The 14,196-nt window shown below is 71.1% G+C and carries 15 protein-coding genes and 1 tRNA gene; 10 read left to right on the top strand and 6 right to left on the bottom strand.

Annotated elements, in window-relative coordinates:
• Positions 1-38 precede the first annotated feature (38 nt).
• Positions 39-114, top strand: a tRNA-Glu gene (locus ACIP5K_RS28945).
• Between the two features lie 173 nt (positions 115-287).
• On the opposite strand, the gene ndgR is transcribed toward ACIP5K_RS28945, so the two are convergent.
• The gene (gene ndgR / locus ACIP5K_RS28940) at positions 288-1,004 is read right to left on the bottom strand and encodes an IclR family transcriptional regulator NdgR (protein ID WP_055552755.1); all 717 of its coding nucleotides are present in this window, start codon (positions 1,002-1,004) and stop codon (positions 288-290) included.
• A 188-nt stretch (positions 1,005-1,192) separates the two neighbouring features.
• Between ndgR and leuC the strand changes: the two genes are divergently transcribed.
• From leuC to ACIP5K_RS28920, 4 genes are all read left to right on the top strand, one after another.
• Positions 1,193-2,626, top strand: coding sequence for a 3-isopropylmalate dehydratase large subunit (gene leuC, locus ACIP5K_RS28935; protein ID WP_401414186.1), 1,434 nt, complete (start codon positions 1,193-1,195; stop codon positions 2,624-2,626).
• Positions 2,627-2,632: 6 nt separating this feature from the next.
• Complete coding sequence (gene leuD / locus ACIP5K_RS28930) at positions 2,633-3,226, top strand: 3-isopropylmalate dehydratase small subunit (protein WP_401414184.1); 594 nt, start codon at positions 2,633-2,635, stop codon at positions 3,224-3,226.
• A 286-nt stretch (positions 3,227-3,512) separates the two neighbouring features.
• The gene (locus ACIP5K_RS28925; RefSeq protein WP_401414183.1) at positions 3,513-3,752 is read left to right on the top strand and encodes a hypothetical protein; all 240 of its coding nucleotides are present in this window, start codon (positions 3,513-3,515) and stop codon (positions 3,750-3,752) included.
• Between the two features lie 132 nt (positions 3,753-3,884).
• Entirely contained in the window at positions 3,885-4,586 is a 702-nt protein-coding gene (locus tag ACIP5K_RS28920) for an HU family DNA-binding protein (protein WP_401414182.1), read from the top strand.
• Between the two features lie 156 nt (positions 4,587-4,742).
• Here ACIP5K_RS28920 and ACIP5K_RS28915 read toward each other — a convergent pair whose 3' ends face one another.
• Together ACIP5K_RS28915 and cofC are read right to left on the bottom strand one after the other, a co-directional pair.
• The gene (locus tag ACIP5K_RS28915; protein WP_401414181.1) at positions 4,743-4,955 is read right to left on the bottom strand and encodes a hypothetical protein; all 213 of its coding nucleotides are present in this window, start codon (positions 4,953-4,955) and stop codon (positions 4,743-4,745) included.
• A gap of 50 nt (positions 4,956-5,005) precedes the next feature.
• Positions 5,006-5,641 carry a 2-phospho-L-lactate guanylyltransferase gene (gene cofC / locus ACIP5K_RS28910; protein ID WP_401414179.1) on the bottom strand — a complete coding sequence of 212 codons (636 nt, stop codon included), beginning with the start codon at positions 5,639-5,641 and terminating at the stop codon, positions 5,006-5,008.
• Positions 5,642-5,775: 134 nt separating this feature from the next.
• Here cofC and ACIP5K_RS28905 point away from each other — a divergent pair, with 134 nt between their 5' ends.
• The 3 genes from ACIP5K_RS28905 (at position 5,776) to ACIP5K_RS28895 (ending at position 8,858) form a co-directional block, all read left to right on the top strand.
• A complete protein-coding gene (locus ACIP5K_RS28905) occupies positions 5,776-6,576 on the top strand; it encodes a lysophospholipid acyltransferase family protein (RefSeq protein WP_401414178.1) in 801 nt (266 codons plus the stop codon).
• Entirely contained in the window at positions 6,573-7,583 is a 1,011-nt protein-coding gene (locus ACIP5K_RS28900; protein ID WP_401414176.1) for an NAD(P)H-dependent glycerol-3-phosphate dehydrogenase, read from the top strand. Before ACIP5K_RS28905 ends, ACIP5K_RS28900 begins: the two co-directional genes overlap by 4 nt.
• Before the next feature lie 81 nt (positions 7,584-7,664).
• Positions 7,665-8,858, top strand: coding sequence for a D-alanine--D-alanine ligase family protein (locus ACIP5K_RS28895; RefSeq protein WP_401414174.1), 1,194 nt, complete (start codon positions 7,665-7,667; stop codon positions 8,856-8,858).
• A 44-nt stretch (positions 8,859-8,902) separates the two neighbouring features.
• Here the strand turns inward: ACIP5K_RS28895 and ACIP5K_RS28890 are convergent, their stop codons facing one another.
• Positions 8,903-9,409 (bottom strand): DUF3515 domain-containing protein, encoded by a 507-nt coding sequence (locus ACIP5K_RS28890; protein WP_401414171.1) that lies wholly within the window; start codon positions 9,407-9,409, stop codon positions 8,903-8,905.
• Between the two features lie 20 nt (positions 9,410-9,429).
• Positions 9,430-9,663 carry an Lrp/AsnC ligand binding domain-containing protein gene (locus ACIP5K_RS28885; protein ID WP_361720591.1) on the bottom strand — a complete coding sequence of 78 codons (234 nt, stop codon included), beginning with the start codon at positions 9,661-9,663 and terminating at the stop codon, positions 9,430-9,432.
• 1,241 nt (positions 9,664-10,904) lie between these two features.
• On the opposite strand from ACIP5K_RS28885, the gene ACIP5K_RS28880 reads away from it, so the two are divergent.
• Positions 10,905-11,897, top strand: coding sequence for a thiamine-phosphate kinase (locus ACIP5K_RS28880; RefSeq protein ID WP_401414170.1), 993 nt, complete (start codon positions 10,905-10,907; stop codon positions 11,895-11,897).
• Positions 11,894-12,781, top strand: a complete 888-nt coding sequence (gene thiD, locus ACIP5K_RS28875; protein ID WP_401414168.1) for a bifunctional hydroxymethylpyrimidine kinase/phosphomethylpyrimidine kinase — start codon at positions 11,894-11,896, stop codon at positions 12,779-12,781. The genes ACIP5K_RS28880 and thiD overlap by 4 nt, the downstream gene beginning before the upstream one ends.
• Here the strand turns inward: thiD and ACIP5K_RS28870 are convergent.
• Positions 12,727-14,073: an FAD-dependent monooxygenase gene (locus tag ACIP5K_RS28870; protein ID WP_401414167.1), complete on the bottom strand. Its 1,347-nt coding sequence runs from the start codon at positions 14,071-14,073 to the stop codon at positions 12,727-12,729. The genes thiD and ACIP5K_RS28870 overlap by 55 nt on opposite strands.
• Positions 14,074-14,196 lie beyond the last annotated feature (123 nt).

Genomic DNA, 14,196 nt, shown 5'->3' with positions numbered 1-14,196 from the left:
TCGCAGAGCTCATCTGCATCCGCGGATCCGTCCGCAAGGCCCCCGTTGTGTAGCGGCCTAGCACGCCGCCCTCTCAAGGCGGTAGCGCCGGTTCGAATCCGGTCGGGGGTACCACCAGACGAAGAGGCCCTTCCCGTGCGGGAAGGGCCTCTTGTCGTCTGCTTGTCGTCTGCTTGTGGACTGCGTCGTCCGGGTGGGCCCGGGACCGGTGGACACAACTCCGGCCGGTCGCTGCGGCGTTGAAGCGACCGGCCGGGGATGAGTGGTGAGAACGGGGGAGTTGGGGATCAGCCCGTGCGGCGCAGCGCCTCGGACAGCCGGCCCGCCGCGTCGATGACGGCCTGGGCGTGCATCCGGCCCGGGTGGCGGGTCAGGCGCTCGATCGGACCGGAGACCGACACGGCGGCCACCACCCGGTTCGACGGGCCGCGCACCGGCGCCGAGACGGACGCGACGCCCGGCTCCCGCTCGCCGATCGACTGGGCCCAGCCGCGGCGCCGCACGCCCGACAGGGCCGTCGCCGTGAAACGGGCGCCCTGGAGGCCGCGGTGCAGACGCTCCGGCTCCTCCCACGCCATCAGGATCTGCGCGGACGACCCGGCCTTCATGGTGAGGGTCGAACCGACCGGGACCGTGTCCCGCAGTCCGGACAGCCGCTCCGCCGCGGCGACACAGATGCGCATGTCGCCCTGGCGGCGGTAGAGCTGGGCACTCTCGCCCGTCACGTCCCGCAGGTGCGTGAGCACCGGGCCCGCCGTCGCCAGCAGGCGGTCCTCGCCGGCCGCGGCCGCGAGCTCGGCGAGCCGCGGGCCGAGGATGAAACGGCCCTGCATGTCACGGGCCACCATGCGGTGGTGCTCCAGGGCCACCGCCAGGCGGTGAGCTGTGGGTCTTGCCAATCCGGTGGCCGCGACAAGGCCAGCTAGGGTCGCGGGTCCGGACTCCAGGGCGCCCAGGACAAGGGCTGCCTTGTCCAGGACGCCGACGCCGCTACTGTTGTCCATGCGTCGATACTCCCGTCTCACTCTGTGAAACGCAAGTTCAATTTTCCGTGGAACTTGCCACTCTGGATGCCACACCGGTCCGCTGACCAAGCGGGCCCGGCCGTCGGCGTCCGGTACGAGGGGTGGATGTCGGCGATCCCCGAATCTCTAGTTGGGCCGGCTCACACTCGCCGGCCGGAGGGAAAGCGATGGGTAGGACACTCGCGGAGAAGGTCTGGGACGACCACGTCGTCCGGCGCGCCGAGGGCGAGCCCGACCTCCTTTTCATCGATCTGCACCTGCTGCACGAGGTGACCAGCCCGCAGGCCTTCGACGGCCTGCGCAAGACCGGTCGCCAGGTGCGGCGGCTCGACCTCACCATCGCCACCGAGGATCACAACACCCCGACCCTCGACATCGACAAGCCGATCGCCGACCCGGTCTCGCGCGTGCAGTTGGAGACGCTGCGCAAGAACGCCGCCGACTTCGGTGTGCGCCTGCACTCCCTGGGCGACGTCGAGCAGGGCGTCGTGCACGTCGTGGGCCCGCAGCTGGGCCTGACGCAGCCGGGCATGACGGTCGTCTGCGGCGACTCGCACACGTCCACGCACGGCGCCTTCGGCGGCCTGGCGTTCGGCATCGGCACCTCGCAGGTCGAGCACGTGCTCGCCACGCAGACGCTGCCGATGAGCCGCCCCAAGACGATGGCCATCACGGTCGACGGCGACCTGCCCGACGGCGTCACCGCCAAGGACCTGATCCTCGCCATCATCGCGAAGATCGGTACGGGCGGCGGCCAGGGCTACGTCCTGGAGTACCGCGGCTCCGCCATCGAGCAGCTGTCGATGGAAGCCCGCATGACCATCTGCAACATGTCGATCGAGGCCGGCGCCCGCGCGGGCATGATCGCCCCGGACGCCACCACGTTCGCCTACCTGGAGGGCCGCGAGCACGCCCCCAAGGGCGCGGACTGGGACGCCGCGGTCGCGTACTGGAAGACGCTGCGCAGCGACGCCGACGCGGTGTTCGACGCCGAGGTCTTCATCAAGGCCGAGGACCTCTCCCCGTTCGTCACCTGGGGCACCAACCCGGGCCAGGGCGCGCCCCTGTCCGCGAACGTCCCCGATCCGGCTTCGTACGAAGACGCTTCGGAGCGCCTCGCCGCCGAAAAGGCCCTGGAGTACATGGGGTTGGCGGCCGGTCAGCCGCTGCGCGAGGTCAAGGTCGACACCGTCTTCGTAGGTTCCTGCACCAACGGCCGCATCGAGGACCTGCGGGCCGTGGCGGACATCGTCAAGGGCCGCAAGGTCGCCGACGGCGTGCGGATGCTGGTCGTCCCGGGCTCGGCCCGGGTCGGTCTGGAGGCCGCAGCCGAGGGCCTGGACCAGGTCTTCAAGGACGCCGGCGCCGAATGGCGGTACGCGGGCTGTTCCATGTGCCTGGGCATGAACCCGGACCAACTCGCCCCCGGCGAGCGCTCCGCGTCCACCTCCAACCGCAACTTCGAGGGCCGGCAGGGCAAGGGCGGCCGCACCCACCTGGTCTCGCCCCAGGTCGCCGCCGCCACCGCCGTGCTGGGCCACCTGGCGTCCCCTGCGGACCTCTCGGATGCGCCCGCCGACCGTACGCCCGCTGGAGTCTGATCAGTCATGGAAGCATTCATCAAGCACACCGGCCGGGCCGTCCCGCTGCGCCGTTCGAACGTGGACACCGACCAGATCATCCCTGCTCACTGGCTCAAGAAGGTGACGCGGGACGGATTCGAGGACGGTCTGTTCGAGGCCTGGCGCAAGGACCCGGAGTTCGTGCTCAACAAACCGGAGCGTGCGGGTGCCACGGTGCTGGTCGCCGGTCCCGACTTCGGTACGGGCTCGTCGCGCGAGCACGCCGTGTGGGCGTTGCAGAATTACGGCTTCAAGACCGTGATCTCCGCCCGGTTCGCGGACATCTTCCGCGGCAACTCCCTGAAGAACGGTCTGCTGACCGTCGTTCTGGACCAGAAGGTGGTGGACGCGCTGTGGGAGCTCGTGGAGAGCGACCCGCAGGCCGAGATCACGGTCGACCTGGAGGCGCGGGAAGTTCGCGCCGAGGGCATCACCGCCTCCTTCGAGCTCGATGAGAATGCGCGCTGGCGGCTGCTGAACGGGCTCGACGACATCAGCATCACCCTGAAGAACGAGTCGGACATCGCCGCTTACGAGGCGAAGCGCCCCTCTTTCAAGCCGCGGACGCTCCCGGTCTGACCCGCTGCCGGACAAGGCAGATTCAGGCCACTTCCGCAGGCCTCGTACCCCCAATCGTGCATCGGTTGGGGGTACTTCCGTGTGCGGCCCCGGAAGGCCCCGATCGGCCCTCTCCGCACCCCCGCGCGCGGCCTCAACTCCCGCGAATGCCAAGGTCGTTCCCGGGGTAGGCGAGTTTCGGCGGCGCATGCGGAAGACGTGTTGCGGAAGGGGTCAGGAGGCCCTTGCGGGGCGGGAGTTACCCCCTGCGGAGGCGACAACTCGCCCCAGATGGCACAATCTGTGCATGGAACACGACGGCCAACTCCAGCTGTACGCGGCGGTCGCGAACCAACTCAAGGAAGCGCACGCCCGAGTGCGCGCACTGCAAGTCCCGGAGGGCGTACGGATGGCGCTGACCCGGAAGCTGCTGGCCATTACGGCCGCGGCCAAACACGATCTCGCTGCCGCGGCGAGGCGTCTGGAGCGATTCATGGCGGACCTCGACGACTTCGACGAGGGCTCCCGCACTGAAGAGGAACTCTGAGACTGCCCAGTTCGTTGCGGCACAAGGGTGATTAGCCCGTTTCGCGTTTGATTTGCGGTATATATCTGCCTAACGTGCGAAAAAGCCGGGTCGAAAGAGATTCGCTCCGGCAATGTCTCCGAAGGGGAAGACGTGAACAAGGCGCAGCTCGTAGAAGCGATTGCCGACAAGGTCGGCGGCCGTCAGCAGGCCGCGGAGGCCGTTGACGCGGTCCTCGACGCCATCGTCCGTGCCGTGGTCAGTGGTGACCGCGTCTCGGTCACCGGCTTCGGTTCGTTCGAGAAGGTCGACCGTCCGGCCCGTTACGCCCGCAACCCGCAGACGGGTGAGCGCGTGCGGGTCAAGAAGACCTCCGTGCCGCGTTTCCGTGCGGGACAGGGCTTCAAGGACCTCGTCGCGGGTTCGAAGAAGCTCCCGAAGAACGATGTTGCGGTCAAGAAGGCGCCCAAGGGCAGCCTGACCGGCGGCGCTTCCGCGACGGTCAAGAAGGCCGCGGCCAAGAAGACGACGACGGCCAAGAAGGCCGCCGCCAAGAAGGCCACCCCGGCGAAGAAGACCACCGCCACCGCGAAGAAGACCACGGCGACGGCGAAGAAGGCCACCGCCAAGAAGGCCACCGCCACCGCGAAGAAGACCACGGCGACGGCGAAGAAGGCCACGGCCACGGCGACGGCGAAGAAGGCGGCCCCGGCCAAGAAGGTCACCGCCACCGCCAAGAAGGCCACGGCGAAGAAGACCGCGCCCGCCAAGAAGGCCACGGCCAAGAAGGCGCCGGCCAAGAAGTCGACTGCGCGCAAGACCACCGCCAAGAAGGTCACCGCCCGCAAGAAGTAGGACCTTCTCTCCGGAGGTCGCCATCTTGGGCGTACGCCACAAGGCAGCTCACGCGCCGGGCCGGGCTCCCCTCGGGGAGCCCGGCCCGCGGTGTGTCCGGGGGGCGGGAGGCCCGGAAGGTCCGCGGGGCGGGCTCAGAAGCTCCGCGCGGAGGGCTCAGAAGGTCTGCAGGGTGACGAGCGTGATCGTCGGCGGGCCGGCCGGGGCCGCGTCCTGCCGCACCTCGATGCGGACCCGCTGGCCGGGCCGGAGCAGGCGCAGACCGCCCGCGTCGAAGGCGTCGGCGGCGAACGGCACCGGGGTGCCGTCGTCCAGAAGGACGCTGCCGGAGCGGGTCTCGGGGTCGTACGTGTACGCGGTGGCCTGCATGCGGGCAGCGTACTCAGTCGGCGGGTCCGGGCGCCGCACCCGACCGGGCCTCAGTCGACCAGGAGGAGCCCCGCCGCGGCCTTCGCCGTGCGCGGACCGACCCCAAGGCCCAGCGCCGTACGCAGGTCGTCGCCGGTGTCCACGTCCTGGCGGACCGAGTCGACGCCGGCGAGCGGCAGTTCCACGGCGCCGGACGAACGGTGGCGGGCGCGGGAGGCCACGCCGAATGCGGGCAGCAATTCCGCGCCGGGCGCCGCGGAGAGCAGAGTGGTGCCGATTCCCGCCGCATCGGGCAGAAAAGCACGCGGAAATGCGGCGGCCGAGGAGAGGACGCGGGCCAATTCGGCGGCGCGCAGAGACGGCAGATCGGCGTTCAGCGCCGCCAGGGGCGCACGGGGACGCGTGGCCCGTACAACCGCCTCTCCGTGGGCGAGAGCGGCGTTGAGTCCCGCCTGCGGCGTGTCGGGTACGACCAGGGCCCCGAGGGCCGCCAGTTCGCGTGCGGCGAGGGCGTCGTCCGTGACGACCACCACATCGCGCACCGCGGCGCAGGCCGTCGCGGCGACCACGGTGTCCTGGGCGAATGCCAGGGCGAGACCGGGCCGCAGGGCGTCACCGGCCGCGGGGGCGAGCCTGCTTTTGGCACGCGCCAACGGTTTCAGCGGTATCACCAGGGTCCACTGCACGCGCCTATTGTGACCTGTGCATGAGGTGCGCCCGTTCGGGCGGGCGTACGGTGTTCTCGACAGACCAGTGGCCCGGGGCGACACTTGTGCGGCCCCGCGGGCCCTGCCTGCATGGTCTAGAGGAAGGTGTCCGAGTGTCCCGCCGCAGAATCGGCTTCTGGTACCGCTTCGCTGCGGTCCTGTGCAAACCGCCGCTGGTGGTTCTGTTCAAGCGGGACTGGCGCGGAATGGAGAACATTCCTGCCGACGGCGGATTTATCACCGCGGTGAACCATAATTCGCATCTGGACCCGTTCCTCTACGCGCACTTTCAGTACAACACCGGACGAGTCCCGCGTTTCCTCGCCAAGCACGGCCTCTTCAAGAAGGGGTTCGTCGGCGCCGCGATGCGCGGCACCGGACAGATTCCCGTCTATCGCGAGTCCACGAACGCACTGAGCGCCTTCCGCGCCGCGATCGATGCCGTGGAGCGCGGTGAGTGCGTCGCCTTCTATCCGGAGGGAACACTCACCCGCGATCCGGAACTGTGGCCGATGACCGGTAAGACCGGTGTCGCCCGAGTGGCCCTCCAGACGAAATGCCCGGTGATTCCCGTCGGCCAGTGGGGTGCCACCGACGCGCTGGCGCCCTATACGAAGACCCCGCACTTCTTCCCCCGAAAGACGCACCACGTCCTCGCGGGCGAACCCGTGGACCTGTCGGCTTTCTACGGAAAAGACATCACACCGGATCTGCTCAAGGAAGTGACCGAGGTCATCATGACCGCGATCACCGCCGAGGTGGAGCGGCTGCGCGGCGAGAAGGCCCCGCCGAAGCGGTACGACCCGCGCGAGGCCCGCATCGCGCAGCGCCGCAAGCTCCAGGAGCGCGACAAGTCGCAGGCGAGCAGCGGGAGTTCGGCATCCGGCGGTACGACGGAGGAGAGCAGCAAGTGACCCGACCCGTGAAGGCCGCCGTCTTCGGGACCGGTTCCTGGGGCACGGCGTTCGGCATGGTGCTGGCGGACGCGGGGTGCGAGGTCACGCTGTGGGGCCGCCGCGCCGCCCTCGCCGACGCCATCAACTCCACCCGCACGAACCCCGACTACCTGCCCGGAGTCCAGCTCCCGGCGAACGTGCGGGCGACGGCGGACGCCGCCGAGGCCGCCGCCGGAGCCGACTTCACGGTGCTCGCGGTGCCCTCGCAGACCCTGCGCGCGAACCTCGCCGACTGGGCGCCGCTGCTGGCCCCCGACACCGTGCTCGTCTCGCTGATGAAGGGCGTCGAGCTGGGCTCGGCGATGCGCATGAGCGAGGTCGTCGCCGATGTCGCGAAGGTCCCGCAGGAGCGCATCGCGATCGTGACCGGGCCGAACCTCGCCCGCGAGATCGCCGCCCGGCAGCCGGCCGCCGCGGTGGTCGCCTGCCGCGACGAGGCCGTCGCCCAGCGCCTCCAAGTCGCCTGCCACACCCCGTACTTCAGGCCGTACACCAACACCGACGTGGTCGGCTGCGAACTCGGCGGCGCCGTCAAGAACGTCATCGGGCTCGCCGTCGGCATCGCCGACGGCATGGGCCTCGGGGACAACACCAAGGGCTCGCTCATCACGCGCGGGCTCGCCGAGACCACCCGGCTCGGCCTGGCCATGGGCGCGGACCCGCTCACCTTCTCCGGCCTCGCGGGGCTCGGCGACCTGGTGGCCACCTGCTCCTCCCCGCTGTCGCGCAACCACACCTTCGGCACCAACCTCGGCAAGGGCATGACGCTGGAGGAGACCATCGCGGTCACCAAGCAGACCGCCGAGGGCGTCAAGTCCTGCGAGTCGGTGCTGGAGCTGGCACGCCGGCACGGCGTCGACATGCCGATCACGGAGACCGTCGTCGCGATCGTCCACGAGGGCAAGCCTCCGGTGGTCGCCGTGAAGGAGCTGATGTCGCGCTCCGCCAAGCCCGAACGACGCTGAGCGACGGCCCGCGCGGCGCGGCGCGGCCGGGGCTCCGGGGGCGCTGACTCTCGTACTACCAGCAGGTACGCTCAACGCGATATGAGCAGCGAGAACCTTCCCCAGAGCCCTGCGTCCGCCGCGTCCTCGGGCGCCTCGTCGGACGCTTCGTCGACCGGGCAGAAGCCGCGGGTGGCCGTCGTCTTCGGCGGCCGCAGCTCCGAGCACGGTGTCTCCGTCGTGACGGCGGGCGCCGTGCTCCGCGCGATCGACCGCTCCAAGTACGACGTCCTGCCGATCGGCATCACGCGCGAGGGACGCTGGGCACTGACCTCGGACGATCCCGAGCGCATGGCGATCAGCGACCGGCGGGTGCCGGACGTCGCCGACCTCGCCGAGTCGCCCGAGGGCGGCGTGGTGCTCCCCGTCGACCCGTCGTCGCGCGAGGTCGTCTACACCGAGCCCGGCTCCGTGCCCAAGGCGCTCGGCGACGTGGACGTCGTCTTCCCGGTGCTGCACGGCCCGTACGGCGAGGACGGCACGGTCCAGGGGCTCCTGGACCTGTCCGGGACGCCCTACGTCGGCTGCGGTGTGCTCTCCTCGGCCGTCGGCCAGGACAAGGAGTACATGAAGCGGATCTTCACCTCCTTCGGCCTGAAGGTCGGCCCCTACCTGGTGATCCGGCCGCGCGAGTGGGAGCGCGAGCAGGAGGGCGCCCGCCGCCGCGTCGCCGACTTCGTGGGCGAGCACGGCTGGCCGCTGTTCGTGAAGCCCGCGCGGGCCGGCTCGTCGTTCGGCATCACCAAGGTCGAGTCCTTCGACGGTCTCGACGAGGCGATGGAGACGGCGCGCGCCCACGACCCGAAGGTCATCATCGAGGCGGGCATCGTCGGGCGCGAGATCGAGTGCGGGGTCCTGGAGTTCGAGGACGGGCCGCGCGCCTCGGTCCCGGCCGAGATCCCCCCGGTGCAGGCGCACGACTTCTACGACTTCGAGGCCAAGTACATCGACTCCGCGACCGGGCTCGTGCCCGCGCCGCTGAGCGAGGAGCAGACGGCCGAGGTGCGGCGGCTCGCCGTCGAGGCGTTCGAGGCGGTGTCCTGCGAGGGGATCGTCCGCGCGGACTTCTTCCTCACCGAGGACGGGGAGTTCGTGATCAACGAGATCAACACGCTGCCCGGCTTCACCCCGATCTCCATGTATCCGCGCATGTGGCAGGAGACCGGCGTCAGCTACCCGGAGCTCGTGGACCGCCTGCTCCAGGCCGCGCTGCGCCGCCCGACCGGTCTGCGATAGCCGCCGCCGAGCACGCTGTACGTCGCTGAACCCGCTGGTTGGGGCTAGTCGGCGATCCCCTTGGGGATCGCCTTCCGGATCGGCTCGGCCAGGTCGGCCAGCGGGCCGGCGCCGACCCGGCGCACCTGGTCCTCGGGGATCGTCACCTCGACATAGGCGAGGCGGCTGCCCGTCGTCATCTGCTGCGCGCCGCCGTCCAGTTCCCGCACGATCCATTCCACGCCGTTGACCGTCGCCGGGTTGCTGTCCTTGTCGGCCGCCGCGTCGGGCCACGGCACACCGCAGCGCAGTATGATCGCGGAGCTTCCCCACGCCGCGGTGAGCTCGGAACTCGGTTCGGGGTCGTTGCGCTCGAGTCCGTCGAGCTTCTGCGGCAGCACCTTGTCCAGGTTCCGGCACAGCTTGGCGACCGGCGCCTTCGGCGTGGGAACCGCGGCCTCGGGAGCATCGTCCGTCGCGGAGCACCCCGCGGCGGCGGCGACCAGCAGCGACAGCGCGGGCGCCCCGACGAGAAGACGGCCGAGACGGCGCCGGTGACGGAAAGAGTTCACCGGCACAGGGTAGACGGGGGCTACAGGTGGACGACCGGGCAGGTCAGGGTTCTTGTGATGCCGTCCACCTGCTGGACCTTGGCGACCACCATGCGTCCCAGTTCGTCGACGGTGTCCGCCTGGGCGCGCACGATCACGTCGTAGGGGCCGGTGACGTCCTCGGCCTGGATGACTCCTGCGATCTTTCCGATCAGTTCGGCGACGGTCGACGCCTTGCCGACTTCGGTCTGGATCAGGATGTACGCCTGTACCACGGAACCTCCAGGGCGGCCACGAGGATCATGTGGGGAGAAGGGACGCCACGGTATCGCGTCACCGCTCGTCGCGGGGAGACCCGGGGTGGCTGTGGCGAACTCGCCGGGTTCGGGCCGGGAGAACACGGGTTCGTCGCCGGTCGCCGGGGTGGCTCCTCGTGCGGAGCGAGGGCAGCGGAAGGCTTGTCCGTGGGAGTCGTGGAAGACAGGGGAGTCGTAGGAGTCGGGGAAGTCGTGGGCTTCTCGGTCGGCGCGGGCGGGACCGTGGGTGCCGCGGCGCACGCCACTCCGGTCGACGCGGCCGCGGAGACGCCCGCGGGCGCGCTCCTCCTTTCCACGGTACCCAGGGGGCCGATCGCCCGCGACTTCGTTCGGAGGAGGGGCGGGGCGGGGGTTCGGACTGGGGGCGGGGTCTGGGCCGGGGGAGCGAGGGGCTCTCGGGTCGGCCTGGTGGAGGCGGTGGGTGCTTTGCGGGCCGAGGACGTGGAGGTCGAAGGCGTCGGCACCACGAGCGCCTCGTCCGTCTGGGAGGCTGCGATCGCGGTGGAGGGGTCTCAGGCTGCGGGGAGTTCGGGGAGTTCGGGGAGTTCGGGGGGTTCGGGGAGTGCGCGGAGTTCGGGGATTGCGACTGTGTCGGGGGGACCGGGGACTCGCGGGGGCGAGGTGGGCCGGGCCCACGGTTCGAGGTGGGGCGGTGCGAGGTCGGTCGGCGTCACGCCGAGCTGTTGGAGGGGCGGGTGGCCTGCGGGTAGGCGGTCTGCGGGCAGGCGGCCTGCTTACGGGCCGCGTGCGGTCGGTCGTTGTGCGGTCGGGTCGGTGGGGCCGCGTGCGGTCGGTCGTTGTGCGGTCGGGCGACCGGGGATCTGGCGACATGGGGCCGGGTCACCCGGCGCTGCTGGGCCGGGGCAGGTCGGACCGCGCGATGCTTGGCGGCGTGCGGTGCGGTGCGAGGTTGGCCGGTTCGGGACCGGGCGGGCGGAGGTCGGGTCGCCGGTCATCGGGGCAGTGGGCTTCGGGTCGGTGGGCTTCGGGGCGGTGGGCTCGGGGGCGGTCGAGGTCGGCCCGAGTGAGGTCGGGCCCGTGATGCTGGGGCGCCTCGCGTGGGGGCGGTCAGCGATGGTTGTGACGGGGGCGGGTGGAGTGCGAGTGGCCCGTCCTGGCAGGGTTCGGGATCGTGAGTGGGTCGGGGCGGAGCCGGCAGCGGGCCGGGAACCGGTCGGAAGAGAGAGGGCAGCACGCGCATGAAGGGCACCGTCGGCGAGCTGGGGGAGTTCGGCCTCATCAGAGAGCTGACCTCACGGCTCACCACCACTCCAGCCGTACGGATCGGGCCCGGCGACGACGCCGCCGTGGTCGCGGCACCGGACGGCAGGGTCGTCGCCAGCACGGACATCCTGCTGGAGAACCGGCACTTCAGGCGGGACTGGTCCACGGCGTACGACGTCGGCCGCAAGGCCGCGGCCCAGAACCTCGCCGACATCGCCGCCATGGGCGCCGTACCCACCGCGCTGCTCCTGGGCCTGGTGGTCCCCGCCGAACTGCCCGCGTCCTGGCCCTCGGAACTGATGGACGGGCTGCGCGACGAATGCCAGGTCGCCGGCGCCGCCGTGGTCGGCGGTGACGTGGTGCGCGGCGACACCATCACCATCGCCATCACCGCTCTCGGCGATCTGCGCGACCACGCCCCGGTGACCCGAGCCGGCGCCCGGCCCGGAGACGTCGTCGCCGTCACCGGCTGGCTCGGCTGGTCCGCGGCCGGGTACGCCGTGCTCTCCCGGGGCTTCCGCTCGCCGCGCGCCTTCGTCGAGGCGCACCGCAGGCCCGAGCCGCCGTACGACGCCGGCCCCGCCGCGGCCGGGCTGGGCGCCACCGCCATGTGCGACGTGAGCGACGGGCTCATCGCCGACCTGGGCCACATCGCCGAGGCCAGCAAGTGCCGCATCGACATCAAGTCCGCCGGCGTGGACGTGCCGTCCCAGATGAAGGACATCGGGCAGGCCGTCGGCGTGGATCCGCTCCAGTGGGTGCTCACCGGAGGGGAGGACCACGCGATCGTGGCCACCTTCCCGCAGGACGTGAAACTGCCCGCCCGCTGGAAGGTGATCGGAGAGGTCCTTCCCCCCTCGGCGCTGCCCCAGGTGACCGTCGACGGCGCTCCCTGGACGAGCACCGGCGGCTGGGACCACTTCGGCGACGACGTCTCCGGAAACTTCGGCGGGGAGATCGAGTCATGAGCGCCGAGGCCAGCGGGCCGATACGGGTGCTGACCGTCGCCGGGTCCGACTCCGGGGGCGGCGCGGGGATCCAGGCCGACCTGAAGACCATGCTGGCGCTCGGCACCCACGGCATGAGCGTCATCGCCGCCGTCACCGCGCAGAACTCCCTCGGTGTGCAGGGAGCCTGGGAGCTGCCCGTGGAGGCGGTGCGCGCCCAGTACCGCAGCGTCGTCGACGACATCGGCGTACAGGCCGTCAAGACCGGGATGCTGGCCTCTGCCGAACTCGTCGAGTGCGTCGCCGAGCTGCTGGCCGGTACCGGGGCGCCGGTCGTCGTCGACCCGGTCGGTGTCTCCAAGCACGGGGACGCGCTGCTCGCCGCCTCGGCGCTGGACGCCGTCCGCACCACACTGCTGCCGACCGCCACCGTGGCGACCCCCAACCTCGACGAGGTCGCGCAACTCACCGGCTTCCAGGTGGAGTCGGAGGAACAGATGCGCGGGGCCGCCGAAGCGGTGCTCGGCTTCGGACCGCAGTGGGTGGTCATCAAGGGTGGTCATCTCGGCTCCGACGGTTCAGGAAGCGGTGGGGCGGGGGCTGGTGGACCGGGGGGCAGCTCCGCGGAGGCGGTGGACCTGCTGACCGACGGCTCCGAGGAGCACTGGCTGCGGGCGCCGCGTCACGACAACCGCCACACGCACGGCACGGGCTGCACCCTCGCCTCCGCGATCGCGGCCCAGCTGGCCAAGGGGCAGTCGGTGCCCGAGGCCGTGCGCGCGGCCAAGGAGTACGTGACCGGCGCGATCGCGGCCGGGTTCGCGCTGGGCGGCGGTATCGGGCCCGTGGATCACGGCTGGCGGCTCACGGAGGCGGCGGGCGCCGCCTCTCCGGCCAGGCCGTAGTCCTTCAGCTCCAGCGCGCTCGCGGTCTTCTCGGTCAGGCGCTTGAAGAAACCCGCCAGGACGCGTGAGCCGAGCATCCGGTACGCCCGGTCGCGGCTGCGGATCTTCTTCTCGGTCGGCGGGGCGAAGAAGGCGCCCGCGTTGCCGGATATCTTCTGGCAGCCCTTCGCGTATGTGGTGATCTCCGCCTCGAACGCTGCGAAAGCGGTCCGGTGATCGCCCCGCGCCGCCACCAGCTCGCCCGCCAGCACGTACGCCGACACCAGAGCCGTGCCGGTGCCGATGCCACCCATCGTGGCGCCGTGTCCCGCGTCGCCCAGCAGGACGACCCGGCCCTTGGCGAGCCGGTCGATGTGGACCTGGGCGATCGCGTCGAAGTACACATCGTCCGCGGAGTCGAGTGCGGCGACGAGGTCCGCCACGTGCGGCCAGGCCATGCCGCGCAGCTTCTCCGCGATGATCCGCTTCTGCTCGGAGACGTCCCGCCGGTCGTAGGTGAGCTGCTCGGACGCGAAGACGATGCCTCCGCCGGCCCGGTCGGGGTCGCCGTCGTAGTTGCTGATCATCGCGGTGCGTCCGGGCTCGGAGTACAGGCGTGCCGTGCGGTCCAGGCCCAGGTGGTTGGGCATGTCGAAGCCGGCGACGTAGTAACCGAGGAAGCGCAGGTACCGCGACTCGTCGCCGAGGACGAGCCGGCGGGTGTGCGAGTGCAGTCCGTCCGCGCCGACGACCAGGTCGAAGGTGCGGGCGGCAGCGTGGCCGAAGGTGACGTCGACCCCCTCGGGCGTCTCGGCGAGTGTGGCGATCGAGTCGCCGAAGACGTACTCGACCGTGCTCTTCGTGCGCTCGTACAGGAGCTTGGAGAGGTCGCCGCGGAACACCTCGACGTCGCCGCTCATCAGATGTGCGGGCAGGTCGACCCGGGCGGTGTCGTCCGCGTTCACGACGGTCTGGCGGCCCATGTCGGTGCGCATGCGGTGCAGGTCGTCCCAGATGCCCATGCGGGTGAGGACGGTGCGGTGGACGTCGCCGCGGAAGTCGACCGCGAAGCCACCCTCGCGCAGCGCCGCCGCCTTCTCGACGACCGTGACGCGGGCACCCTGACGCGAGAGCCAGAAGGCGATGGCGGGTCCGGCGACGCTGGCGCCGGAGACGAGGACGTCGAGGTGGGCGAGGGCGTCGCCGGCCGGGAGCTCGCCGGTGTGCGGAAGGGTGGCGCCGCCGTCGGAGTGGGCGCTGCCACGGTGGTTGTCGGGGGCGTCGGCTGAGGTGTTGAGCTGCTGCTTCGTCATGACACGGATCCTGCGGCCGGACGCTTACCGTTCGCTGACCGCCCGCTGACCGCGCCTTACCGCCGCTCAGCCGCCCGGGTATTCAGCCACCCGGAGGCCCGGAGGCCCGGAGGCCCGGAGGCT

Source organism: Streptomyces sp. NPDC088785, assembly GCF_044750685.1.
Classification (GTDB): domain Bacteria; phylum Actinomycetota; class Actinomycetes; order Streptomycetales; family Streptomycetaceae; genus Streptomyces.
This window is presented reverse-complemented; position numbering and strand designations above follow the sequence as displayed.